This window comes from Telluria sp. ZB4P36 (assembly GCF_059685865.1).
This window is the reverse complement of sequence record NZ_JCASIE010000019.1, coordinates 26,987-50,676: the sequence shown is the minus strand read 5'-3', so window position 1 is coordinate 50,676 and position 23,690 is coordinate 26,987. Positions and strand designations below refer to the sequence as shown.

At 66.2% G+C, this 23,690-nt stretch carries 17 protein-coding genes and 2 pseudogenes; 12 read left to right on the top strand and 7 right to left on the bottom strand.

What is annotated here, in order from left to right; all coding sequences use genetic code 11:
* Positions 1 to 100 precede the first annotated feature (100 nt).
* Both ypfJ and AC56LK_RS20500 read right to left on the bottom strand, forming a co-directional pair.
* Positions 101 to 961 (bottom strand): KPN_02809 family neutral zinc metallopeptidase, encoded by an 861-nt coding sequence (gene ypfJ / locus AC56LK_RS20505; RefSeq protein WP_497186326.1) that lies wholly within the window; start codon positions 959 to 961, stop codon positions 101 to 103.
* A gap of 18 nt (positions 962 to 979) precedes the next feature.
* A complete protein-coding gene (locus AC56LK_RS20500) occupies positions 980 to 1,168 on the bottom strand; it encodes a hypothetical protein (protein ID WP_497186325.1) in 189 nt (62 codons plus the stop codon).
* Between the two features lie 174 nt (positions 1,169 to 1,342).
* Between AC56LK_RS20500 and AC56LK_RS20495 the strand changes: the two genes are divergently transcribed.
* Positions 1,343 to 2,278, top strand: coding sequence for a methyltransferase (locus tag AC56LK_RS20495; protein ID WP_497186324.1), 936 nt, complete (start codon positions 1,343 to 1,345; stop codon positions 2,276 to 2,278).
* On the opposite strand, the gene AC56LK_RS20490 is transcribed toward AC56LK_RS20495, so the two are convergent.
* The 3 genes from AC56LK_RS20490 to AC56LK_RS20480 are packed head-to-tail and all read right to left on the bottom strand — an operon-like array spanning position 2,268 to position 6,207.
* On the bottom strand, positions 2,268 to 2,972 hold the full coding sequence (locus AC56LK_RS20490; RefSeq protein WP_497186323.1) for a YjjG family noncanonical pyrimidine nucleotidase: 705 nt from the start codon (positions 2,970 to 2,972) through the stop codon (positions 2,268 to 2,270). The genes AC56LK_RS20495 and AC56LK_RS20490 overlap by 11 nt on opposite strands.
* 21 nt (positions 2,973 to 2,993) lie before the next feature.
* Positions 2,994 to 4,142: an acetyltransferase domain-containing protein gene (locus AC56LK_RS20485; protein ID WP_497186322.1), complete on the bottom strand. Its 1,149-nt coding sequence runs from the start codon at positions 4,140 to 4,142 to the stop codon at positions 2,994 to 2,996.
* Positions 4,143 to 4,146: 4 nt separating this feature from the next.
* Positions 4,147 to 6,207, bottom strand: a complete 2,061-nt coding sequence (locus tag AC56LK_RS20480) for a TonB-dependent receptor (protein WP_497186321.1) — start codon at positions 6,205 to 6,207, stop codon at positions 4,147 to 4,149.
* A 199-nt stretch (positions 6,208 to 6,406) separates the two neighbouring features.
* Here AC56LK_RS20480 and AC56LK_RS20475 point away from each other — a divergent pair, with 199 nt between their 5' ends.
* The 6 genes and pseudogenes from AC56LK_RS20475 to AC56LK_RS20450 all read left to right on the top strand — a co-directional run bounded on the left by AC56LK_RS20475 (position 6,407) and on the right by AC56LK_RS20450 (position 13,441).
* Positions 6,407 to 7,813 (top strand): NfeD family protein, encoded by a 1,407-nt coding sequence (locus AC56LK_RS20475; RefSeq protein ID WP_497186320.1) that lies wholly within the window; start codon positions 6,407 to 6,409, stop codon positions 7,811 to 7,813.
* Between the two features lie 9 nt (positions 7,814 to 7,822).
* On the top strand, positions 7,823 to 8,593 hold the full coding sequence (locus AC56LK_RS20470) for a slipin family protein (RefSeq protein ID WP_497186319.1): 771 nt from the start codon (positions 7,823 to 7,825) through the stop codon (positions 8,591 to 8,593).
* A gap of 96 nt (positions 8,594 to 8,689) precedes the next feature.
* Positions 8,690 to 10,036 carry a DUF3422 family protein gene (locus tag AC56LK_RS20465; RefSeq protein ID WP_497186318.1) on the top strand — a complete coding sequence of 449 codons (1,347 nt, stop codon included), beginning with the start codon at positions 8,690 to 8,692 and terminating at the stop codon, positions 10,034 to 10,036.
* Positions 10,037 to 10,161, top strand: a pseudogene (locus AC56LK_RS20460) (IS110 family transposase); the annotation flags it as partial. It abuts the gene before it with no gap.
* A 279-nt stretch (positions 10,162 to 10,440) separates the two neighbouring features.
* Positions 10,441 to 11,931 (top strand): serine hydrolase, encoded by a 1,491-nt coding sequence (locus AC56LK_RS20455; RefSeq protein ID WP_497186376.1) that lies wholly within the window; start codon positions 10,441 to 10,443, stop codon positions 11,929 to 11,931.
* A 331-nt stretch (positions 11,932 to 12,262) separates the two neighbouring features.
* Positions 12,263 to 13,441: a Gfo/Idh/MocA family protein gene (locus AC56LK_RS20450; protein WP_497186317.1), complete on the top strand. Its 1,179-nt coding sequence runs from the start codon at positions 12,263 to 12,265 to the stop codon at positions 13,439 to 13,441.
* A gap of 24 nt (positions 13,442 to 13,465) precedes the next feature.
* On the opposite strand, the pseudogene AC56LK_RS20445 reads toward AC56LK_RS20450, so the two are convergent.
* Positions 13,466 to 13,570 (bottom strand): annotated as a pseudogene (locus tag AC56LK_RS20445) (transposase); the annotation flags it as partial.
* A gap of 210 nt (positions 13,571 to 13,780) precedes the next feature.
* Here AC56LK_RS20445 and AC56LK_RS20440 point away from each other — a divergent pair.
* Both AC56LK_RS20440 and AC56LK_RS20435 read left to right on the top strand, forming a co-directional pair.
* The gene (locus AC56LK_RS20440) at positions 13,781 to 14,800 is read left to right on the top strand and encodes a S41 family peptidase (protein WP_497186316.1); all 1,020 of its coding nucleotides are present in this window, start codon (positions 13,781 to 13,783) and stop codon (positions 14,798 to 14,800) included.
* 533 nt (positions 14,801 to 15,333) lie between these two features.
* Positions 15,334 to 16,416, top strand: coding sequence for a S41 family peptidase (locus AC56LK_RS20435; RefSeq protein WP_497186315.1), 1,083 nt, complete (start codon positions 15,334 to 15,336; stop codon positions 16,414 to 16,416).
* A gap of 61 nt (positions 16,417 to 16,477) precedes the next feature.
* On the opposite strand, the gene lldD is transcribed toward AC56LK_RS20435, so the two are convergent.
* Entirely contained in the window at positions 16,478 to 17,611 is a 1,134-nt protein-coding gene (gene lldD, locus AC56LK_RS20430) for an FMN-dependent L-lactate dehydrogenase LldD (protein ID WP_497186314.1), read from the bottom strand.
* Between the two features lie 255 nt (positions 17,612 to 17,866).
* Between lldD and AC56LK_RS20425 the strand changes: the two genes are divergently transcribed.
* The 3 genes from AC56LK_RS20425 to AC56LK_RS20415 are packed head-to-tail and all read left to right on the top strand — an operon-like array spanning position 17,867 to position 23,690.
* Positions 17,867 to 19,759: a rhamnogalacturonan lyase gene (locus AC56LK_RS20425; RefSeq protein ID WP_497186313.1), complete on the top strand. Its 1,893-nt coding sequence runs from the start codon at positions 17,867 to 17,869 to the stop codon at positions 19,757 to 19,759.
* Between the two features lie 13 nt (positions 19,760 to 19,772).
* On the top strand, positions 19,773 to 20,993 hold the full coding sequence (locus AC56LK_RS20420; protein WP_497186312.1) for a DUF4861 family protein: 1,221 nt from the start codon (positions 19,773 to 19,775) through the stop codon (positions 20,991 to 20,993).
* 3 nt (positions 20,994 to 20,996) lie between these two features.
* Positions 20,997 to 23,690 carry an exo-rhamnogalacturonan lyase family protein gene (locus AC56LK_RS20415; RefSeq protein WP_497186311.1) on the top strand — a complete coding sequence of 898 codons (2,694 nt, stop codon included), beginning with the start codon at positions 20,997 to 20,999 and terminating at the stop codon, positions 23,688 to 23,690.

Below are 23,690 nucleotides of genomic sequence, written 5' to 3'. Positions count from 1 at the left end.
AAAACACCCAAGATTGCGATACGCGCACGGAAACGAACGGGGCGATTCGATGGGTTGGACGGCCCATTGGCCGCCCGACGGGAATTTGTCCTACACAGGACTAAAGCTGGCGCGCTTCGAAGGTATTGCACTGTTCCACGCTGCCGCTCTCCAGGCCGCGCTTGAACCAGCGCACGCGCTGGGCCGAGCTGCCGTGGGTAAACGAATCCGGCACCACCGTGCCCTGCGACTGGCGCTGCAGGGCATCGTCGCCGATCGCGGTGGCCGCGGCCATCGCCGCTTCGACGTCGCCCGGCTCGATGACCTGCTTGCGCTGGTTGGCCCAGATGCCGGCGAAGCAGTCGGCCTGCAGCTCTAGCCGCACCGACAGGGCATTGCCTTCCTTCTCGGACACGCCGCGCTGGGCATTGTGGACCTGGTCGGAGAGGCCCATCAGGTTCTGGACGTGGTGTCCCACCTCGTGCGCAATGACATAGGCCTGGGCGAATTCGCCGGCCACCTGGAAGCGCTGTTCCATCAGGCGGAAGAAGCCCAGGTCGATGTAGACCTGGCGGTCGGCCGGGCAGTAGAACGGGCCGGTGGCGCTGCGCCCGGTGCCGCAGGCGGTGGGCGTGGCGTCTTCGAACAGCACCAGCCGGGCCGGCTGGTATTGCGCGCCCTGGGCCGCGAACAGCGTGGCCCAGGCATCCTCGGTCGAACCCAGGGTCGCGCGCACGAACTGGGTTTGCGGATCGTTGGCCGGCTCCGCGCGCGGCGCCTGCTGCACCGGCACCGGCCCGCCGCCACCGCCCAGCAGGGCGAGGATGGTGCCGGGATCGACGCCGAAGATGGCGCCGCCCACCAGGGCGATCACCAGGGTGCCGATGCCGACGGTGCGTCCGCCCAGGCCCCCGAAGCCGCCTCCTCCACCCCCGCGGCGGTCCTCCACGTTATCGCTCTGGCGTTCGCCTTCCCATTTCATGGCCTGTCTCCTCGTTGTCTAGCGTGCTGGATGGCGCTTCAGATTGCCCGTATCGGCGCGCTCGCGCGCATCCTTGCTGCGGAATTCTTCTTCCAGCGTCCCCAGCCCGCTCTTGATTTCATCGTGCAGGGCACGCTCATGGCGCTCGCGCGCGACTTCGCGTTCTACCCGGCCCCTGGCTCCCTCGATGCCGTCCCTGTTTGCCATTGCTTTCTCCTGTTTGGACCGACTGGATGACCGCCGTGCGAACGAGTATGGCGACGCGCCCCGATCCACACTGTACGCATGCTCACATAGTGGCGGAAATTTCCTGAAGCCATCACCGGCAACAAGGTTAGCTGGCGCACAGCGCCGCCGCGCCGGACGTGCGACGCTGTGCCCATGACCAGCCCCCACGCCAACGCCCTGCTCGCCGTCGGCCGCTACCTGCGCGCGCACGGCTACCGTTTCATTACGGTGACCCCGTCCACCCACCGCCGCATCAACCGTCGTCCCGGCAACGAGCGCGCCATCGACCTGCGCGGCATCTTCGGCTGGAGCCGGCCGTTCGCGCCCGAGGACGTGGCGCCGGAACTGCTGTCGCTGATGCGCGAGGCCGGCATCGTGGAGCCCGACGGCAGCCTGCTGCGCGCGACCCTGCGCGCCTCGACGCTGGGGGAACTGCTGGTGTTCCACTCGGCCTACCCGACCGAGGATGAGGATTCGGTGTTCTTCGGGCCCGATACCTACCGCTTCGTGGGCACGATGGGACGCGCCTTTCCCTGGCTCGGCTCGGGGCCGACGCGGGCCGTGGACATCGGCTGCGGCGGCGGCGCCGGCGCACTGGCGATCGCACGCCAGTTCCCGCACGCCGAAGTGACCGGCGCCGACATCAATACACGCGCGCTGGCGCTGACGGTGGTGAACGCGCAGCTGGCGGGGCTGCCCAACCTGCGCGCCTGCCACAGCGACCTGTTCGACGGCCTGGAGGGCGATTTCGACCTGATCGTGTCGAACCCGCCCTATGTGCTCGACCCGAGCGAACTGCCCTACCGCCACGGCGGCGGCATGCGCGGCGCCGAACTGTCGGTGCGGATCGTCAGGGAGAGTCTGGGGCGGCTGCGCCGCGGCGGCAACCTGATGCTCTACACGGGCGTGGCGATCGCCGGCGCCCTCGATGAATTCCTGGAAGCGGTCCGCCCCGAGCTGGAAGCGCAATGCGACCACTGGAGCTACGAAGAGCTGGACCCGGACATCTTCAGCGGCCAGCTGGGCGAACCGGGCTACGAGGACGCCGAGCGGATTGCGGCGGTGTGGCTGCACGCGATCAAGCGCTGATGCACCTGTCGGTCAGCACGGGAACGACCTCGTCGAGGCGAGCGACCTCCCAGCTGGGCAGCGCCTCGCTGTCGTTCGCCAGGCGGCCCGGATTGAACCAGCAGCTGTCGATGCCGAAGCGGTTGGCGCCGAGGATGTCCGCATCCAGGCGGTCGCCGACGATGACGGTCTCCTGTTTCGAAAAGCTGCGCGCCATCCTGGCGGTGTACTCGAAGAAGCGGCTGTCCGGCTTGGCGTGGCCGCAGGCTTCCGAGGTCGCGACAAAAGCGATGTACCCGCCCAGCCCGGAACTGGCGATGCGGCGGTGTTGGATGTGGTGCACGCCGTTGGTGATGATGCCGACTTCGCCGATGGCGGACAAGCTCTCGCACAGCTGCTGGGCGCCCTCGACCAGCACCACGGTCTCGGACAGCGAGTCGAGGTAAATGCTGCTGGCCCTGGCCGGATCGAGATCGAGGCCGCTGGCAGCGAAGGTCTGGCGGAAGCGCTCGACCTTCAGCAGGTCTTTCGACACCATGCCCGTTTCGAAAGCGCGCCACAGCGCCAGGTTGATCGCCTGGTATTGCTGGAACAGGCTTTCGAGCTCGCCCCCGAGGCCGAGTTCGCGCATCGTGCGCACGAAGGAAAGCCGTTCGGAGGCCTTGAAGTCGAGGAGCGTGTTGTCCAGGTCGAAGAGGAATAATCTGTGTTTCACCAGTCGACTATACCACGCCCGCTACAGGTACTTCAGCCAGGCGAGGTCGCGCCGCCTTGCCTTCAGCCGGGCGAAGGCCTGCACCGCCGGGAACAGGACGAGGCACAGCAACGCCGTCAGCGCCCACACCGGCCACACGGCATCGAAGCGCGCCGCGGCGGGGTCGATGGCGGCCACGATGAGGACCAGCAGCTTGAGCGCATACAGGTGCAGGATGTAGAAGAACATCGGCGCCGCGCCCAGCACGGCGAGCTTGCCCACCATGGAGCCGTGACGGCGCTCGAGCAGCAGGAGCAGCAGCAGGCCCAGTCCGAGCGTCAGTGCCGTGAACAGCAGGGACGGCGGATACTTGGTGACGTTGAAGAAGCTCATCACCGTCTCGGCGGCCGAGGCGCCCGCATGCCAGGGCCGGTCGCCGTAGATGTTCAAGGCCCGCAGCAGCAGGAAGCCGCCCAGCCCTGCCACGGCCCAGCCGAGCAGCCGGCGATGGCGGCGCTGCGGCGCGAAGCCTGCGCCGAACCACGGCCCACAGGCATAGCCCAGGCAGATGATGCCGATCCAGGGCAGCACCGGATAGGAGGTGCGCAGGCGCAGGGACTCGCCGATTTCCAGCCAGCCGCGGTCGTGCAGGATCGCCCAGATCGCATGCAGCGGATGGCCGGCTGCGAACTGCAGCGGGTCGAGCAGGTTGTGGCCGGCGACGATCGCCAGGCCGAGCGCCGCCAGCGCCGCGCGCGGCAGGCGCACCAACGCCGCCAGTGCGATCATCGACAGGCCGATGGCCCAGATCACCTGCAGGTAGATCACCTGCGCCGGAAAGCTCGCGGTCCAGGCGAAGTTGATGACGGTGAGTTCCAGCGCGACCAGGAACAGGCCGCGCTTGAACAGGAAGCCTGCGGCGGCCGCGGCGCCATCCTGCTGGCGGGCGCCGTACAGGAAGGCCGACAGGCCGGCCAGGAACACGAATACCGGCGCGCACAGGTGGGCGACCAGTCGCGAGATGAACAGCGGGCCGGAGGTCGTGGCGACGTCCATCGGATCGGACACCTGCAGGTGCAACAGGAAGGTCTCGCGCACGTGGTCGGCCAGCATGAAGACCATCACCAGGCCGCGCAGCGCGTCGATGCCGATGATCCGCTTGCGGGTGCCCGGATTCATGTCGTTCGTCATGGACTCAGAGCTTTACATTGAAAGACAGGTAGGCCGCCCGCCCCGCTCCCGGCGAGAACATCGGCTGGGCGCTGGCGGCGGGCCAGAAGAAGTTGTCGAACCAGGCATATTCATGGCGGCGGTCGGCCAGGTTCTTGAGCTGCAGGTCGAGGCTCATACGCTCGGACAGCTGGTAGCGCAGGTTCGCGTCGAACAGGACGAAGCCGCCGAACTTGCCCTGGACGTTCGCGTTGTCGATGAAATAGCTGCCCTGCGCCCGCCCCTGCAGTCCGACGCGCCAGCGCTCGTAGACCCGGACGTCCAGGCTGGCGTTGCTGATGTGGCGCGGCGTGGAGAACACTTCCCGGCCCGCCAGCGACAGCCCCTCGGCGCTGAAGGCGCTCACCACTTCGGCCTTCTGCAGCGAGTGCGAGAGCGACAGGTCGACCCGGTCGCCGATACGCGCCGAGGCCTGGAAGTCGAGGCCCTGGCGGCGCGTCTCGCCCAGGCCCACTGTGGTGCCGGTGGCGGGCATGTTCGCCACCTCGCCGGTCGCATCCTGGCGCCAGGCCGCGACGCGCAGGTCGGCGCCGGGGATGGGCCTGAACTTGATGCCGAGCTCCTTGCCGGTATTGATCGAGGGCGCGAAGGCGGCCTGGCCCGGCACCAGGTAGGCCGGCGCGCCGGAGCCGGTCAGGATCTGGAAGGTCCGGCCCCAGTTGGCGTACAGGCTCAGGTCCGGCGCCGGGCTGTAGACCATGCTCAGCTTGGGCTGCCTGATCCAGCCGTAGTCCTGCAGCCGCGCCCGCAGTCCGTTCGCCTTGTTCAGGAAGCCGCCGCTGAATTTGTCCAGCCGCAGGCCCGGGATGATCTTGAGCGCATCGACCGGCTTGATAATCGCCTGCAGGTAGGCGCCGCTGTTGTCGAGCGTGTAGCTGTCGTCGTTCTGGGCCGTGGCCGGCGTCGCGAAGCTGGTCGGCAGCGCGAAGCTGTAGCGCAGTCGCCGGTACTGGTTGTCCTGGTGCTCCGCGTTGACGCCGCCCTCGAGCACTAGCGCGGCGCCGGCGCGCCAGGTCAGCGTGCTCATGACACCGCGCTGGCTCTCGCCCCAGATGCGGCGCTGGCGCGGCGCCGTGCCGGCCGGATTGCTGGTGAAGGTCACGCGGCGGTCGTCGGCATAGCGGTTGAAGTACAGCTTGCTGGCCAGGTGGGCGTCTGGTGAAATCTGCCAGTCCAGGTGGGCGCTCGCATGCCGCATGTCGCGCTCGCTCACGTCCTTGGCGTTCTTGGCCGGCGAGTGGCGCCGGTCGGCCGCCAGTTCCGCCGCCGTGAGGAAGCCCGGCTCCTCGGCATCGTGGCGGTAGCTGCGCAGCACCAGGCCGGCCTTGAGCGCCTTGTCGGCCGAGCCGAGGAACCACTTGGCGGCGGCCGTGTGTTTGTCGGAATCGCTGTGGGCGCGGTAGCCGGTCGATTCCTGTTTGGCCAGGAAGTAGTTCTGGGCCAGGCCATCGGCCTCGCGCCCCAGTGCCAGCTGGGCTTCGCGGGTGCCGAAGCTGCCCAGGGTGAGGCGGCCGTCCGTGTAGTTGCCGCCCTGGCGCGTGCCGAAGTTGATGTTGCCGCCGATGTTGTGCAGGCCGTAGCGCGGGTCGTTGGTGCCGCGCACCACCTCGATGTAGTCCACCTCGAGCGGGAAAATCATGTCGATGAAGCGCTGGTTGCCGCTGTTGACGTTGCTGGGAATGCCGTCGATCAGGACCTTGATGCCGTTGATATAGCCTTCGCCGTTGAAGGCGCGGAAGGTGGCCTTGCCGGATTCCGCACCCATGCGGGTTTCGGTCAGCTGGATGCCGGGGAGCTGGCCCAGCAGCTCCCAGCTGTTGGCGACGTTCTTGTCCTCGACCTTGTCGGCGCCGAGCACGTCGACCGAGCTCATGACGCTGTTCGACAGCAGCGGGCCGCCGCGCTGGGCGCTCACCCGCACTTCGCCGATCACCATCACAGGGTCGTCGGCGAATGCGGCCTGGCTGAACAGGGACAAGGGCGCCAGCAGCAGCGCTAGTGGCAAGGACGGGAGCGCGCGCTTCATGGACCGGAAACCTTTTAGGATGGCAAGAGACCTTGATGATACTGCATTCTCATTATCGTTTCAACCCTGACTTTCGGAATCCGCGACACGTGCTAAGCTGGATTGAATGGCGGCCCCGCCCGCGAACGCCCGGCCGGGAACGCTGTCCAAGTCCGTGTCCGGTCCAGCCTGCGGCCGGCGTCGATTCAGGGAGGCGAACGTGTCACGCCACCAGCTCGCTGCGGCATCGGCCATACCGGCCTCGTCCCTGGTCGCGCTGCTGCTCGCCCTCGTTTGCCTATTCCCTCCGGCATCCGCTACCGCCTCCAGGCCGGCAGCGGTCGGCCTGCTGACGATCGACGGCGCCATCGGCCCGGCCAGTGCCGACCACGTCGTGCGCGGCATCGCGCGTTCGGCCTCGCTCGGACACGGCCTGCTGGTCCTGCGCATGGACACGCCCGGCGGCCTCGACACCTCGATGCGCACCGTGATCAAGGCGATCCTGGCCTCGCCGGTGCCGGTCGCCACCTACGTCGCCCCCAGCGGTGCGCGCGCCGCCAGCGCCGGCACCTATGTCCTGTACGCGAGCCACATCGCGGCCATGGCGCCGGGCACCAACGTCGGTGCCGCGACGCCGGTCGAGATCGGCCTGGCGCCGCCGCAGCCGCCGCCGACGGACAAGGAAAAGGCCGGTAAGGACGCCCCCGATACCGCCCGTCCGGATGCCGCATCGCCCATGAAAGCCAAGGCACTCAACGATGCCGCCGCCTACCTGCGCGCCCTGGCCCAGCTGCGCGGCCGCAATGCCGACTGGGCCGAACGGGCCGTGCGCGAATCCGTCAGCCTGAGCGCCGAGGATGCCTTGCGCCTGCAGGTGATCGACGTGCTGGCACCCAGCGTCCCCGCCCTGCTGGATCAGCTCCACGGCCGCACGGTCACGCTGGCGGGCCAGCCGCGCCGGCTGCAGACCAAGGGCGCGCTGGTGGTCGAGTTCGCGCCCGACTGGCGCAACAATGCGCTGGCGGCGATCGCCAACCCCAGCGTCGCCCTGCTCCTGATGACGGTCGGGATGTACGGCCTGATCTTCGAATTCATGAACCCGGGCGCGGTGGCGCCCGGCGTGATCGGCGCCATCTGCCTGCTGCTGGGACTGTACGCGCTGCAGCTGCTGCCGGTGAACTACGCCGGCCTGGCCCTGATCGTGCTCGGCCTGGCCTTCATGGCCGCCGAAGCCTTCCTGCCCAGCTTCGGCATCCTCGGTCTGGGCGGGATCGCCGCCTTCGTGGCGGGCGCCCTGATGCTGATCGATACCGAGCTGCCCGGCTTCGGCATTCCGCCCGGCCTGGTCGGCACGCTCGCCGTCGCCAGCGCCCTGCTGCTGTTCGGCACCGCACGCCTGGCCCTCAAGACCCGCCGCCGCCCCGTGACCAGCGGCGCGGCAGGAATGATCGGGGCCCTGTGCACCGTCGAGGAGCTCGGCAAACTGGGCGTCCACGAAGCATGGGTGAGGGTCGAGGGCGAGCTGTGGCAGGCCATCAGCAGCGCGCCGCTGCACGTGGCCCAGACCGTGCGCATCGTCGGCCGCAGCGGCTTGCGGCTCGAAGTAGTCCCTGCCGACAACAATTAGGAGAACGCGATGATCTCGGGTATCGGTATCGGCCTCGGCGGCCTCTTGTTCCTGGTGCTGGCGCTGCTGGTCGCGGCGATCCGGATCCTGCGCGAGTACGAACGCGGCGTGGTGTTCCAGCTCGGCCGTTTCTGGGGTGTGAAGGGACCGGGTTTGATCATCCTCATCCCGGTGCTGCAGCAGATGGTGCGGGTCGACCTGCGCACCATCGTGCTCGACGTGCCGACCCAGGACGTGATCTCGCGCGACAACGTCTCGGTCAAGGTCAATGCCGTCATTTACTTTCGCGTGGTCGACCCCGAACGCGCCATCATCCAGGTCGTGAACTTCATGGAAGCCACCAGCCAGCTGGCCCAGACCACCCTGCGCTCCGTGCTCGGCAAGCATGAACTCGACGAGATGCTGGCCGAACGCGAGCGCCTGAACGTCGACATTCGCGAGGTGCTGGACGCCCAGACCGATGCCTGGGGCATCAAGGTCGCCAACGTCGAGATCAAGCACGTCGACCTGGACGAATCGATGATCCGCGCCATCGCCCGCCAGGCCGAAGCGGAGCGCGAGCGGCGCGCGAAAGTCATCCACGCCGAGGGCGAGCTGCAGGCTTCCGAGAAACTGCAGCAGGCCGCGCGGGTACTGTCGCAGCAATCGGGCGCGATGCAGCTGCGCTACCTGCAGACCCTCAACGCGATCGCGGGCGACAAGTCCTCCACCATCGTCTTTCCGCTGCCGATCGACGTGCTGGCGGGCCTCGATGCGCGCCTGCGCAAGGACGCGGGCTGAGCCGCCCTGGTCCGCTCAACATCCTGAGTGTTCAGAGCGAATGCTTGACCCTCAGCATGAAACGGCGGGAAATGACATACTAGTCAATACGCCAGTATGTCATTACGAAAGAGCCCAGTGAGAGACTTCAACGTAACGCTGAACCATCCGTCGCGCGTGCCGCTCGCGGCCGAGCTCCACTCGCGGCCCTTCATGCGCATCGACGCCCCCGAGGCCATCACCCACCTGGCGGTCTGCCACGGCGGCGAGGCCGGCCCGCCGGGCCAGCATTCCCAGCACCGCCTGCTGGGTGAACTGTGCGGGCATTTCGGCGTCGCGGCGCCGGGTCCGGGCAGCAACCACTTCTTCCACGACTTCGGCAGCTTCCGGCTGAAGTGGGAATGCCATACCGAGTTCGCCACCTATACCGTGGCCGCGCCGCTGCCGCCCGACATGGCGCTGCACGAGGCCTTTGCCCACGTGCCGCTGTCCTTCCTCCCGGCGGCCTGGCTGGCGCGGCTGGAAGGCAGCCTGATGGCGGCGGCCCACGTGGCCCTGGTCAAAGGCGATGTCGACGCTTCCCGCCTCCCCTCGGTCTTCGAACGCAACCAGTTGGCCGGCTCCTCGGTCATGCAGGGCGCCGAGCTATGGACCGATTTCGCGATCCAGTCCGACGGTTTCAGCCGCTTCGTGATCCGCGACCTCGGCATGCGCCACCTGCAGGGCGGACGCCTGGTGCAGCGGGTGCTCGAGATCGAAACCTACCGCATGATGGCCCTGCTCGGCCTGCCCGCCGCGCGCACCGTCGCCACGGAACTCGACCACCTCGAAGCCGAGCTGTCTTCGCTGGCCAGCGCCATGGTCGCCACCGACATGGCCCCTGCCGAGAAGGGCGCGGAAGGCGAGCAGCGCCTGCTCGACCAGATCACGCGCCTGGCCGCGCGCCGCGAGAAGCTGGTGCTCGACAACGGCTACCGCTTCTCGGCCTCGAAAGCCTATTTCGGGATCGTCAAGGCGCGCATCGAGGAACTGCGCGAAGTGCGCATCGAAGGTACGCCCACGGTGGAAGAATTCATGGAAAGGCGCCTGGCGCCGGCGATGCATACCTGCGACGCGGTCAGTGCGCGCCAGGACGCGCTGGGACGCCGCATCGCCGACAGCAACGACCTGCTGCGCACCCGCGTCGGCATCGTGCAGGAGCTGCAGAACCGCCGCATCCTGGAATCGATGAACGCGCGCGCCGCCCAGCAGCTGCGCCTGCAGCTCGCGGTCGAGGGCCTGTCGGTGGCTGCAATCTCCTATTACCTGGTGGGCCTGCTCGGCTACGCGGGCAAGGCGGCCAAGGCGGCCGGGCTGCCGATCAATCCGGACCTGGCGCTCGGGATCCTGGTGCCGGTGGTCGCCGGCGCGGTCTGGCTGGCGCAGCGAAGGGTGCATCACCGGATCGGGCGGCGCGGCCACTAGATGACGACAATCGGCATCGACCTGGCAAGAACGTGTTTCAGGTCCACCGAGTTGATGCGCACGGCAAAGCAATGCTCATGAGGCAGCTAAAACGTGCAGAAATGACTGCCTTTTTCTCCAATCTGGCGCCATACCCGACCCGCGTTTGGCCGCAGCTACCCAATTGGCCAGCGTCCCTTTTGGAATGCTGACACGTGCTCCGTCCGAAACTGTCCGGCTCTTTGTGTCCGGACATCTACCGGACACAGAGCGTACGAAGCCGACACCTGCAAAATCAGGCACTTATATCTTGGCACGCTTTATGCAGAGTTCTCCGGAAAAATTCCCTTTATCCATAAAAACTCATTCGTCCTGTGAACATACCTACATCGAGATATTTGGCCTTCGTTAGGCCGTTGGGCGTGATGCTCTTCGTCGCGGCCCTATCCTCCACTGATGGGTTTGCCGCCGACGGCCCCAACTTGTCAGGTATGGAAATACAGGCTGCCATCCATGCTCGTGCAACAGAGTCTATGCGCCTCGCCGCCATCGAGGCAAAAATGCGCCAACGCGACTGGAACGCCAAAGCCGGGCCCCTGGCGATCGTGGTCGGCGTGCTCGATGCGTCGGGCCCCCGATTCTACAAACTCGGATTGGCTGACCGGGAAACCGGCCGGCTGGCGGACGAACATACAATCTTCGAGATCGCGTCGGTCACGAAGCTGTTTACCTCGTTGATCCTGGCCGACATGGTGGTCAAGGGAGAGGTCGCGATCGACGACCCCGTACAAAAGTATGTACCGGGCGTCACGGTTCCCGTATTCGATGGCCACCCGATCACCTTGGCCGATTTGTCGATGCACCGCTCGGGACTGCCGCGCGATTCCGCCGACAAGACGGAGAACTACGACAGTGTCGCAAGGCGTGGATTTTCGACCGAGCAGCTGTACCGCGCCGTGGCCGAATCCCGGCTCACTCGTGCACCAGGCAAGGTCGAGTACTCCAATCTTGGCGTCAGCCTGCTTGGTTGGGCGTTGGCCGAACGAGCCGGCACGGATTTTCCCTCACTGGTACGGGCGCGCGTCTTTAGCCCGCTGGGCATGACGGACAGCGGCTTCGGGGCCGATGCCTCCCTGCGCGCACGTCGGGCCGTCGGATATGGCGACGAACTGAAGCCGACTCCCGATTTCACGAGCATGCCAGGCTACTATCCCGGCGGTGGTATTCAGTCGAGCGCAAGCGATATGTTGCGGTTCCTGGCCGCGATGATGGGGACCACATCCAGCGCGCTGCAGCCGGCTGTGCTCTATATGCGGAAACCGTTTCCAGATAAAAAACCCGACAATACCCTCGCATGGGGGCGGATGTTCTCCAGGACGTCCGTCATCTGGAACCACAGTGGCCGGAGCCTCGGCTTCAGCAGCTTCCTCGGGTTCGACGCAAACAGCGGCGTTGGCTGCGTCGTGTTGACCAATTCGCGCATGGTGGATGTCGACGACCTGGGCTTCAGGATCATCAATCGGATTCATCCGCTGAGGCAGAAGGTGCCGCCAGTCGAATTCGTGGCCACTATCGAGGCCGATGGCTATCGCCAGTTGGAAGCGACCTACCGCGCTTTTCGGCACCGGGGTCCCAGTTTCTCCCTCGGCGAGGGCGCGGTGAATCTTTGGGGCTATGAATTGCTCGGACAAGGACGCAGCCGCGAGGCGATCGAAGTGTTCAAGTTGAATACGACGATCTTTCCGAAATCGGCCAACGCCCATGACAGCCTCGGCGAGGCTTACGAGAAAGCGGGGATGCCGGCACTTGCGATTGCCAGCTACCGCAAGGTCCTGGAACGCGACAAGAACTCTACAAATGCCCTGGCAAGGCTTCATGCGCTCAAGGCAGACGCGGATGGCCTGGCTCAACCTTGAGCATAGCAATGCGACGGTGGGAACGGCGGCGTAGCTTCGGCAGGATGCGCCAGATCTAACGCGGACGGTCAGGTTGCAACCTGATTGCAGTTATTTCGACAGCAGTAAAACCAGAGCTTGGCCGTCTGCTTCGGGTCGGCTGCTGCCGGTCCCGACAGGTGGCAGTTGGCCAGGAACGGACCGCCGCCAATGCTCATCCGGAGTTGCCGTGACAGCTATCTCCTGTCACCATCCACTACCGCTTGCGCAACCACCACTTGGAGTTTACCTTGACTGCAGACATCCCAGCTTTGATCGGACGACTCGGTCGGGCAGCGCAGGGAACGGCGAAATGAACCCGTTCGATCGCAGGCGCTTTCTCCATTTGGCCGGGGTGGCGGGCTCCGCTTCCATTACCGGCACGGGCACCGGCTTCGCCCAAACGGCGTCGGAAAACATCCGGCACCAGGTGCTGGAAGCCGATCCAAAGGTCCCGGCACCCGTCCAAACCATCCGCTTTGCCGTCATCGGACTGGATCACGCTCACATCATGAGCATGACTGCGGCGGTCCTGCGGGGCGGCGGGCAACTCGTCTCCGTCCTGTCGACAAATCAGGAGGGGCTGAAGAATAAGCAGCTCGCCGAGTTCCGCGCGCGGTTCGGCGACGTGTCCGAAGCAGCCAGCGAGGATGCCGTCCTGCAAGACCGTTCTATCCAGCTCGTGCTAGGGGCACCGGTTCCCGACCAGCGCGCCCCCTTGGGCATCCGCGTGATGAAAGCCGAGAAGGATTTTTTGAGCGACAAACCCGCCGTTACCAGCCTTGCCCAACTTGCGGCAGTACGCAGGACTATTCGTGCGACCAAGCGCAAGTTCGCGATCATGTATTCCGAACGGCTGGAAGTGCCGGCAGCCGTGAAAGCAGGAGAGCTCGTGCAAGCCGGCGCCATCGGCAAGGTCATTCAAACTGTGAATCTGGCGCCGCACCGCCTGAGGGCATCTTCGCGGCCAGCCTGGTTTTTTGATCGAAAGCGCTACGGCGGCATCCTGACGGACATCGGCTCGCACCAGGCCGACCAGTTCCTGTTCTATACCGGCTCGACCAAGGCAAGCGTGGTGGCTTCCCAGACCGCCAACCTCGCCCATCCGGCATACCCGAATTTCGAAGACTTTGGCGACATGCTGCTGACCGGCAATGGCGGCACCGGCTATGTGCGTGTGGACTGGTTTACGCCCGATGGCTTGGCGAGCTGGGGTGACGGCCGTCTGTTCATCCTCGGCACCGAAGGTTATATCGAACTGCGCAAATACATCGATCCGTTGGGGCGACAGGGCACCAACCATTTGCTGATCGTCGATCGAAAGGAAGCGCGCTACCTGGATTGCAGCAAGCTCGACCTGCCGTTCGGGCGCGAGTTCGTAGCGGACATCGTCAACCGGACCGAGACGGCACAAAATCAGGAACAGGCCTTGCTGGCGGCCGAAATGGTCTTGAAGGCGCAGAAGAATGCGACGCGGCCCTTAGCGGCCTGATACTTGCGACCGGCCACACCCGGCCAGTCCAAGACGGCAGAACCAGCGGTACGCCAGGTTCATGCTCATTTCTTCGCACAGTCGCCATTCTGAACGGATGCCGTAACGGGAGCCGACGATCAGCATCCTGGGTCTTGAATATATCTTTGGCCAATGGAGACTCTCTCGGCGAGGCCCACACATGTGCACTTGTCAAAACAAGGGCATGCGTGGCCTTTAGTGAGGTTTTTATTTATCTTTCCCCATGTGTTGGGCAAGGTCCAGGACAGCGTGACAATTCAAGCATATTCAGCTTGCAACGCCCTCTAGAATAAAAAAGATAAAAAGGAGAGGCAGCCCATGAAAACCATCACCGATCCTCGGGGCTTTGAATTGGCGGGAGGTAAAGCAAAACTTGTCGTCGCACTGGTATTGCTGTCTTTGGTGCTGACTGGCGCGTTTGCGTTCAGGCAGCCCGATGAAGTCGTGCTCGACGGCGCCATGCGCACGCAGGCAATCGATAGCCTGGTGATGGAACTGAACCAGCATTACGTGTTTCCCGACACTGCAAAACAGATCGAAACCTTGCTGCGCAAGCGGCAGCAGGATGGCAAGTACGATGCGATAAGCAATGGCATGCGATTTGCCTCGCAGCTCACGGCCGATATGGCTTCCGTCGCCCACGATAAGCATATGAAGGTGAGGTTCAGCCCCAGGTTCCTGCGCCCCGACCGCGATCCGGACAGCATGACAAGTGCGCCGCCGAGCGGCAAATCCGGCATCGACAAGGTCGGACGCCTGACTCCTGCCATCGGCTATCTGCGCCTATCGGCATTCCCTCCCCCCTCCCTCGTTGCGGAAAAGTATGTCTCCGTGATGAACACCTTATCCGATACCGACGCGCTCGTCATCGACGTGCGCGACCACCGTGGCGGCTCCCCCCAATCGGTGGCTCTCTTGATCAGCTATTTCGTCGACCAACGCACCCGCCTGAACGACATCTGGTCGCGCGATTCCGGCCAGACGCAGCAGTTCTGGACTGAAGACAGACTCGACGGCAAACGCTATGGCGGCAAGAAGCCAATCATGATCCTGGCCGGCCCCCGCACCGGGTCGGCCGGCGAAGATTTCACTTATACGATGCAGGCGCTGAAACGCGCCACCGTCATCGGCGAGCCGACCTGGGGCGGCGCCCATCCGGTCGCCTCGTATCGCCTCAGCGGTCACTTTTATGCCGATATCCCGAACAGCCGCAGCATTAGCCCGATTACCCACACGAACTGGGAAGGCACGGGCGTCAAGCCAGATATCGCGGCGCCACAGGCCGATGCGCTCGCGGTGGCCAAGGACCTGCTGCAGCGAAAGCGCGATGCCATTTAATTATTGAAGGATGCCTTCTCATAAATGACGCCCTGACGATTTCCGTGCCTCGCCTGCACACGGATCGCCCTACGCTTCGGGAATGTCGTATCGAAGACTTCGAATTATTTCCAGATCATTTGTCGGATGCTGAAAGATCAGCCCATTTGCGCTCGGCAGACAGGTCCGCTGGGTGGCTGCGTGGGAGCTTTCTTCAGCGATCTAGAAGAAGCGTAGCCGAGCCAAAGCAAGGTCCGCTTCCGGGCGAAAGCTGCTGTTATACCTGCCAGCAGCTTTTGGCCAGGAGCGCTTCGTGAGCGAATCATTCAATGGCCTGCGCGCTGCTCGCTGCAGGAGCGCCTCTGTCGGCGTTACGTTGACTCGTCGTCAGCATCAGCCAGTCCCACTCAAAATCTTCTGGATAGCATTTAATACTGCTATTAACTAGCAATGATTGTGCTATCCTAAAATCACTTCACTGCCTCATTGACGAAGTAAGCGTTTCCGATTTACCCAAGCAACATCGACCTGCGCGACACAGTCAGAGGAAAAAAATGAATAAGAAATGGATTGTCATACCGTGTTTGCTGGTGCTAACCATGACCAGCGCAGTTGCCGCACCGCCCTCGCCGCAGCCTCCTGGTGAAGAAAAAAGACCCGAATCGACCTTGGTGGCCGATCGCGCGACGCAGTCGGAGGTGATCGACACGCTGGTAAGAAAATTGAATGACCACTATATTTTTCCCGACAAGGCCAGGCGAATCGAAACCGCGCTGCGCCAGCGCCAGCGGGAAGGCAAGTACGACGCCATGTCGGACGGCAAGCAGTTTGCAATTCAGCTCACGGACGACATGCGTGCGGTTGTCCGTGACCTGCATATGTCGGTATTTTTCAGCCCCAGGCCGGTCCCGGCCGACGATGCAGCCGGACCGCCACCCGCGTCGCAAGCGGAATGGGAGCAGCGCGTCCCCGCCGACAAGCGCCAGGTCATGCGCCAGATGGCAAACCGCAGCGTGGAACAGGTCGAACACCTGACGCCCAGGATCGGATACCTGAAGGTGTCCGGCTTCCCGCCGTCTTTCCTTATGGCCGAACGCTACGCCGCGGCGATGAACGAACTCGCCGATACCGACGGCCTCATCGTGGACCTGCGCAACAACGGCGGCGGCGGACCGGACGCGGTCGCCTTACTGGTCAGCTATTTCGTCGACCAGCGCACGCGCCTCAACGACATCTGGGATCGCGATACCGGCATCTCCACGCAGTATTGGACGCAAGACAAGCTCGACGGCAAACGCTATGGCGGCAAGAAGCCGGTCATCATCCTGGCCGGCGCTGGAACGAAGTCTGCCGGGGAAGACTTCGCTTACACGATGCAGGCCATGAAACGCGCCACGGTGGTCGGGGAGCGGACCTGGGGCGGCGCCCACCCCGCGCGCCCTTATCGACTAAGCGAACATTTCCTTGCCGTGATACCCGGCCGGCGCACGATCAGTCCGATTACCCAGACCAACTGGGAGGGCGTAGGCGTCATGCCGGACGTCGCGGCAAAACCGGACGATGCGCTTGCGGTGGCCAGGGACCTTCTGCAGCGCCGGCTTCAGGGCAGCAGCCCTCTCGCCGCCGCGGGACAGTGATGCCGGGGACGCACCTCCCCGCGCCAGGCGGTGCGTCCAGCGCAGGTCGAGCGAAGCGGCCTCACTTCGCCAGCAGGTGCGGCCCGATATCGCGCACCGACTGCACCCCGGTCAGGACCATGTTGGTGCGCAGGTCCTTTTCCATGATCGCCAGCAGGCGCTCGACCCCTGCCTGGCCCTGGGTGGCCAGCGCGTACACGAAGGCACGCCCGATCAGCACGCCGTCCGCGCCCAGCGCCAGCATGCGGAACACGTCGGTCCCGGTGCGCACGCCGCCGTCGGCGAAGATGGTCATCTTGCCCTTCACCTCGGCGGCAATCGCCGGCAGCGCGCTGGCCGAGGACGGCGCCCCGTCCAGCTGGCGCCCGCCGTGGTTCGAGACCACGATGCCGTCGGCGCCGAAGGCCAGCGCGTCGCGCGCGTCTTCCGGGTCGAGGATGCCCTTGACGATGAACTTGCCCTTCCACTCGTCGCGGATCCATTGCAGGTCGGGCCAGGCGATGCCCGGGTCGAAGTTGGCGCCCAGCCAGCCGATGTAGTCGGCCAGGCCGGTGGCGCTGCCGCGGTAGGCCGAGATGTTCCCGAGGTCGTGCGGACGCCCGAATACCCCCACGTCCAGCGCCCAGCGCGGATGCAGCATCGCCTGCAGCACGCGCCGCAACGGCCCGTTCGGACCGCTCATGCCGCTGTGGGCGTCGCGGTAGCGCGCGCCCGGCACCGGCATGTCGACCGTGAACACCAGGTTCCTGGCGCCCAGCTCCCAGGCGCGCCGCATCACGTCGCGCATGAAGCCGCGGTCCTTCAGCACGTAGAGCTGGAACCAGATCGGATTCGCCGCCTGTGCCGCCACTTCGGCCAGCGGGCACACCGACACGGTGGACTGGATGAAGGGGATGTTGCGGTGGCAGGCAGCGCGCACGGCCTGCACCTCGCCGCGGCGCGCGTACATGCCGGTGAGGCCGACCGGCGCCAGCGCGATCGGCAGCCCGTAGTCCTGGCCGAACCAATCGACGCCGAGGTCGAGCTGCTCGGAACCGCGCAGCACGCGCTGGCGCAGCTTGACCGCCTGCAGGTCGTCGACGTTGCTGCGCAGGGTCTGCTCGGCGCCGGCGCCGCCATCGAGGTAATGGAACAGGAAGGGCGGCAGCCGGCGGCGTGCCGCTTCGCGAAAATCGGTGGCGGACGAAATGATCATGGACGGTGAATGCGAATCGAATCCGCACAGTGTATGCCGGGGTGCGCAGGGGCGTCCATCTTCATCTGCGCATTAATCAGCGTATTGAGCAGCGCGTTGATCAAGCGCTGAGCGAAAGCGGCGCTGTATTCACAGCCCCGTGCATTCGCTCAAGCGCCTGATTAAATGGCCCGCGAAACAAGCGGCCGGTTGACACTGCCGCTATGGCAAATGAATACTCGGATGAGCTATCCTCGACCAGAGACCCAACACACCATGGCATCCAACACCTGTATCGACACGCTGCAGCGCAGCATCGCCCTCGGCCTGCTGGCCCTCGCCTGCAGCGCCTGCACCACCACGGCGACGGGCACCCAGGCCGCGGGCCGGCAGCTCGAACGGCTCGACCGCGGCGTGGTCGCGATTCCCACCCAGGGCGGCAACTTCGTCAGCTGGCGCGCACTCGGCCAGGAAGACCCGGCCACCGCCTTCAACCTCTATCGCGACGGCAAACGCCTGAACGACCAGCCGCTCGCCGCCACCAGCTTCATGGACGCCGGCGCCGCCCTGGGCGCCGCCTACAACGTGCGGCCGGTACACGGCAATGCCGAAACCGGCGCGAACGGCAAACCGGTGGCCGCCTGGCCGCAATCCTTCCTGAGCATCCCCCTGCGCAAGCCGGCGGACGGGGTGACCCCGGACGGCGTGGCCTACAGCTATGTAGTGAACGACGGCTCGGCCGCCGACCTCGATGGCGACGGCCGCTACGAACTGCTGGTCAAGTGGCAGCCGACCAATGCGAAAGACAATTCGCAGGGCGGCTACACCGGCTCGACCTACATCGATGCCTACCGCCTCGACGGCAGCTTCATGTGGCGCATCGACCTGGGCCGGAACATCCGCGCCGGCGCCCACTACACCACCTTCCTCGCCTATGACTTCGACGGCGACGGCCGCGCCGAAGTGATGATGAAGACCGCCGACGGCAGCGTCGACGGCCAGGGCAAGGTCATCGGCGATGCCAGGGCCGACTACCGCAACGAGCGCGGCTTCATCCTGGCCGGACCGGAATTCCTGACCGTCTTCGACGGCCGCAGCGGCGCCGCCCTGGCCAGCACCGGCTATCTGCCGGCACGCGGCGGCGACGGCGCGGCATGGGGCGACAGCCGCGGCAACCGGGTCGACCGCTTCCTCGGCGGCGTCGCCTACCTCGACGGCCAGCACCCGAGCGCGGTCTTCGCACGCGGCTACTACACGCGCGCCGTGCTGGCGGCCTGGGACTGGCGCGACGGCAAACTGTCGCAGCGCTGGGTCTTCGACAGCGACGCGCCCGGCAATGACACCGCCGCCGGCCAGGGCGCGCACTGGATGGCGGTGGCCGACGCCGACGCCGACGGCCGCGACGACATCGTCTACGGCGCCGCCACCATCAAGAGCGACGGCAAGCTGATGTACAGCACGGGCCTGTGCCACGGCGACGCCCTGCACGTCGGCAAGCACGACCCGAACCGGCCCGGCCTGCAGGTCTTCATGGTGCACGAGTCGCCCAAGTGCTACCGCGGCAACGGCGCCGCGATGCGCGACGCCGCCACCGGCACGGTCCTGTGGGGCCTGCCCTCCACCGTCGACGTCGGCCGCGGCATCTGCATGGACATCGACCCGGCCCACCCCGGCAACGAATGCTGGGCCGCCCTCGGTGGCATCACCAACCCGGTCGGCGGCCTGGTGAACGCGCAAGGCGTCCAGATCTCGGCCACCCGTCCGCGCGCCTTCAACTTCGGCCTCTGGTGGGACGGCGACCTGCTGCGCGAATCGCTCGACGGCACCAAAATCGAGAAATGGAACCCGCAGGCCCAGCGCCTCGATCCCCTGCTCGACGCCGCCCCGCAGCGCGCGGCCTCGAACAACGGCACCAAGGCCAATCCGGTGCTGTCGGCCGACCTGTTCGGCGATTGGCGCGAAGAAGTGGTCTGGCGCAGCAACAACGATGACGCCCTGCTGGTGTTCAGCACCACGGCGCCGACCAGCCACCGCCTGCCGACCCTGATGCACGATACCCAGTACCGGGTGCAGGTGGCGGCCCAGAACGCCGGCTACAACCAGCCTCCGCACCCCAGCTTCTTCCTCGGCGAAGGCATGACGCCGCCGCCGTCGACCAACCAACCTTGAACGCGAACCAGACATGATCCTCCGCTTCTCCCTGACCTCGGCCGCCGCGACCCTGCTGGTCGCCGGCGCCGCCCATGCCGCCGAGCGCCTGACCGTCACCGTCACCCACTCGCTGGACATCGCCCGGCCCGCCGAGACCATCGCCATTCCCTGGGCCAAGGTCAACGAAGCCCTGCCGCAGGCCCTGAACCAGCAACTGGTGATCAAGGATGGCGCCGGGCGCGTCCTGCCCTACCAGGTGACCAATGTCGCGCCCACCGCCAAGGATCCGAAGTTCATCGGCGCCGCCTACGGCGAGCTGCTGTTCCAGCACGACTTCAAGCCGGGCGAGAAGCGCGCCAGCTTCACCATCGAAAAGGCCGGCGCCACGGTGCAGCCCTTCCCGGCCAAGACCTACGCCCGCTTCGTCCAGGAACGCCTGGACGACTTCGGCTGGGAGAACGACAAGCTGGCCCACCGCGCCTACGGCCCCGCCCTCGCCGCGCCGGCGCCCGCCGGCAGCGACAAGGAAGTGCTGGTCACGAGCGGCATGGACATCTGGTTCAAGCGGGTTCCCTACCCGGTCGTCGACCGCTGGTACAACATCGGCCACGACCACTACCACGTCGACCAGGGTGAGGGCATCGACATGTACAACGTCGGTACCACCCGCGGCGCCGGCGGCACCGGCATCTGGGACGGCAAGCAGCTGTTCGTTGGCGCCAACTACAAGACCTGGAAGATCCTGGCCAACGGCCCGGTGCGCACCGTGTTCGAGTTGAGCTACGACGGCTGGGACGCCGCCGGCACGAGGGTGTCGGAAGTCAAGCGCTTCACCGTGGACGCCGGCCGCTACTTCGACCGCATCGACAGCATCTTTACCTTCGCCGGCCCGGACAAGCTCACCGCCGCCGTCGGCCTGAACAAGCGCCCCAGCGACAAGGGCCAGGAAGTCAAGGTCGACTTCAGCGAGAACAAGAACGACGGCAGCCTGGTGCAATGGGTCACCCAGCGCAGCTTCGGCGACTTCGGCGTGGCCCTGATCGTGCCGACCGCCTCCGGCTTCGCCGCCGACGAACGCAACGGCCTGGTGACGGCGCCGGTCGTCTCCGGCCAGACCCTGCGCTACCACGTGGGCGCGGCCTGGACCCGCGGCAGTCCCTTCGCCACCCAGGACGACTGGAAACGCCACGTCGCCGAGGAAGCCGCGCGCCTGCGTGCGCCGGTGAGCGTCAGCCTGTCCACGGGACGCTGAGCGATGGCCCCGCTGTCCCGCCGCGCCTTCTTCAAGACCGGCGCGCTGGCCGCGGCGCTACCGCTCGGCATGCGCGCCGTTGCCGCCGAAGCGGCCGCACCGGCCTCCCCGACGGTGGCCGACCTGGCCTGGCTCGAACGCGCACCGGCGCTCATGACCGGCACCACCTTCGGCGTGCCCTGGCCGCGCGGCGCACTGCGCAAGGACCAGGACTTTGCCCTGCTGGGTGCCGGCGGCGGACTAGCCTGCCAGAGCTGGCCGATCGCCTACTGGCCGGACGGCTCGCTCAAGTGGACCGCGCATGCCCTGCCGGCCCAAGGGGCGCTACCGGAGCGCCTGCAAGTGCGCCCCGGGAAAGCGCGCCTGCCGGCCAAGGCGCTGGCGATCAGCGAAAGTCCGGACGCCATCGTGGTCGACACCGGCGTCATCGCCTGCACCGTGCCGCGCCAGGGCGGCGACATCATCCGCAGCATCCGCCGCGGCGGCCGCGAGATCGCGCGCGCCGGCAGGCTGGTCGCGCTGAGCGACAACCAGCCCGACGGCAGCGAAGGCGACACCCGCCGCACCGCCTATGAAAGCCAGCTCACCCGGGTCACGCTGGAGCAGCGCGGTCCGGTGCGCAGCGTGCTCAAGCTCGAAGGCATGCACCGTGCATCCGGCGGCAAGCGCTCCTGGCTGCCCTTCACCGTGCGCCTGTATTTCTATGCCGGCGCCGAATCGGTGCGCATCATGCATACCTTCGTCTTCGACGGCGACGAGCAGCAGGATTTCGTGCGCGGGATCGGCCTGCGCTTCGAGGTGCCGCTGGCGGACGAGCCCCACAACCGCCACGTCCGTTTCGCGGGCGAAGCCGGCGGCCTGTGGGCCGAAGGCGTACGCAACCTTACCGGTCTGCGCCGCGACCCCGGCGAAGCCGTGCGCAAGGCCCAGCTGGCAGGCCTGGCGACGCCGGAAATCGCCGAGAGGGTGCGCAAGAACCTCGAATTCGTCCCGGCCTGGGGCGACTACAGCCTGTCGCAGCTGTCCGCCGACAGCTTCCGCATCCGCAAGCGCACCAAGTCCGGCCACGGCTGGATCGACGCGGCCTGGGGCCGGCGCGCGCCCGGCCTCGGCTACATCGGCGGTGCCAGTGGCGGCGTGGCCTTCGGCCTGCGCGACTTCTGGCAGCGCCACCCGACCCAGCTCGACATCCGCAACGCCCACACGGATGCGGCCCAGGTCACGCTCTGGATGTGGTCGCCCGACGCACCGGCCATGGACCTGCGCTTCTACCACGACGGCATGGGCATGGACACCCACGCCGAAGAGCTGCAGGCCCTCGACATCACCTATGAGGACTACGAAAAAGGCTTCGGCACCCCGGTCGGCGTCGCCCGCAGCAGCGAACTGACCCTGTGGGCACTGGACGCCACGCCGGCGCGCGAGCGCCTGGTGCAGATGGCGGCCGCCGTGCAAACGCCGCCGCAGGTGGTGGCCGCGCCCGCCCACATCCTCGCCACCCGCGTGTTCGGCAATATGTGGTCCCTGCCCGACCGCTCGACACCGGCGAAAGCGCAGCTGGAAGACCGGCTGGACGCCCACTTCGCCTTCTACCGCGACGAGGTCGAACAGCGCCGCTGGTACGGCTTCTGGGACCATGGCGACGTGCGCCACACCTATGACACCGACCGCCACGAGTGGCGCTACGACGTCGGCGGCTATGCCTGGGCCAACTCGGAACTCTCGCCCGACCTGTGGCTATGGTATTCCTTCCTGCGCAGCGGCCGCGCCGACATCTTCCGCATGGGCGAAGCCATGGTGCGCCACACTAGCGACGTCGACACCTACCACCTGGGCCGCTTCGCGGGACTGGGCACGCGCCACAACGTCCAGCACTGGGGCTGCAGTGCCAAGCAGGTGCGCATCAGCACCGCCGTCTACCGCCGCATGTATTACTTCCTGACGGCGGACGAACGCATCGGCGACGTGATGCGCGAAACCCTCGATGCCGACCAGCGACTGGAAGCGGTCGACCCGGTGCGCAAGCTGCCCAACCAGCCGCCCAAGGGCCGCTTCCCGGTGCGCGCCAGCTTCGGCACCGACTGGGCCTCGCTGGTCGCCAACTGGCTGACCGAATGGGAGCGCAGCGGCAGCGCCAAGTACCGCGACCGGATCCTCACCGGCATGCGCGACATCGCCGCCATGCCGCACGGCTTCTTCAACGCAGAGCGCATGGGCTACGAGCTGGAGACCGGGCGCCTGCACAACATGATCGGCGACGACGTCAAGGCCTCGCACCTGAACGCGGTATTTGGCGCCATCGAGATCTTCGACGAGCTGATCAACCTCACCGGCGACAAGGACTTCGAGAAGGCCTGGATCGAGTACTGCGAGCTGTACAACGCGCCGGCCGAGGAACAGCGCCGCCGCCTGGGCAAGACGCATGGCGGCACCGACGCGCTCTACCTGGGCAACTCGCGCATGACGGCCTACGCGGCCTGGAAGCGCAAGGATCCGGCACTGGCGCGCCGGGCGTGGTTGGAGTTCAGCGGCGGCAAGCGGCCCTATCCTGCCTTCGTACCCACGCGGGTCGCCGGTGCGGTCGTGCTCAACCCGGTGAACGAAGTGCCGTGGGTGACCACCAACGATACCGCCCAGTGGGGCCTGGCCGCGATCCAGAACCTGGCCCTGATCGGCGATGCCCTGCCGGCGTCCTGA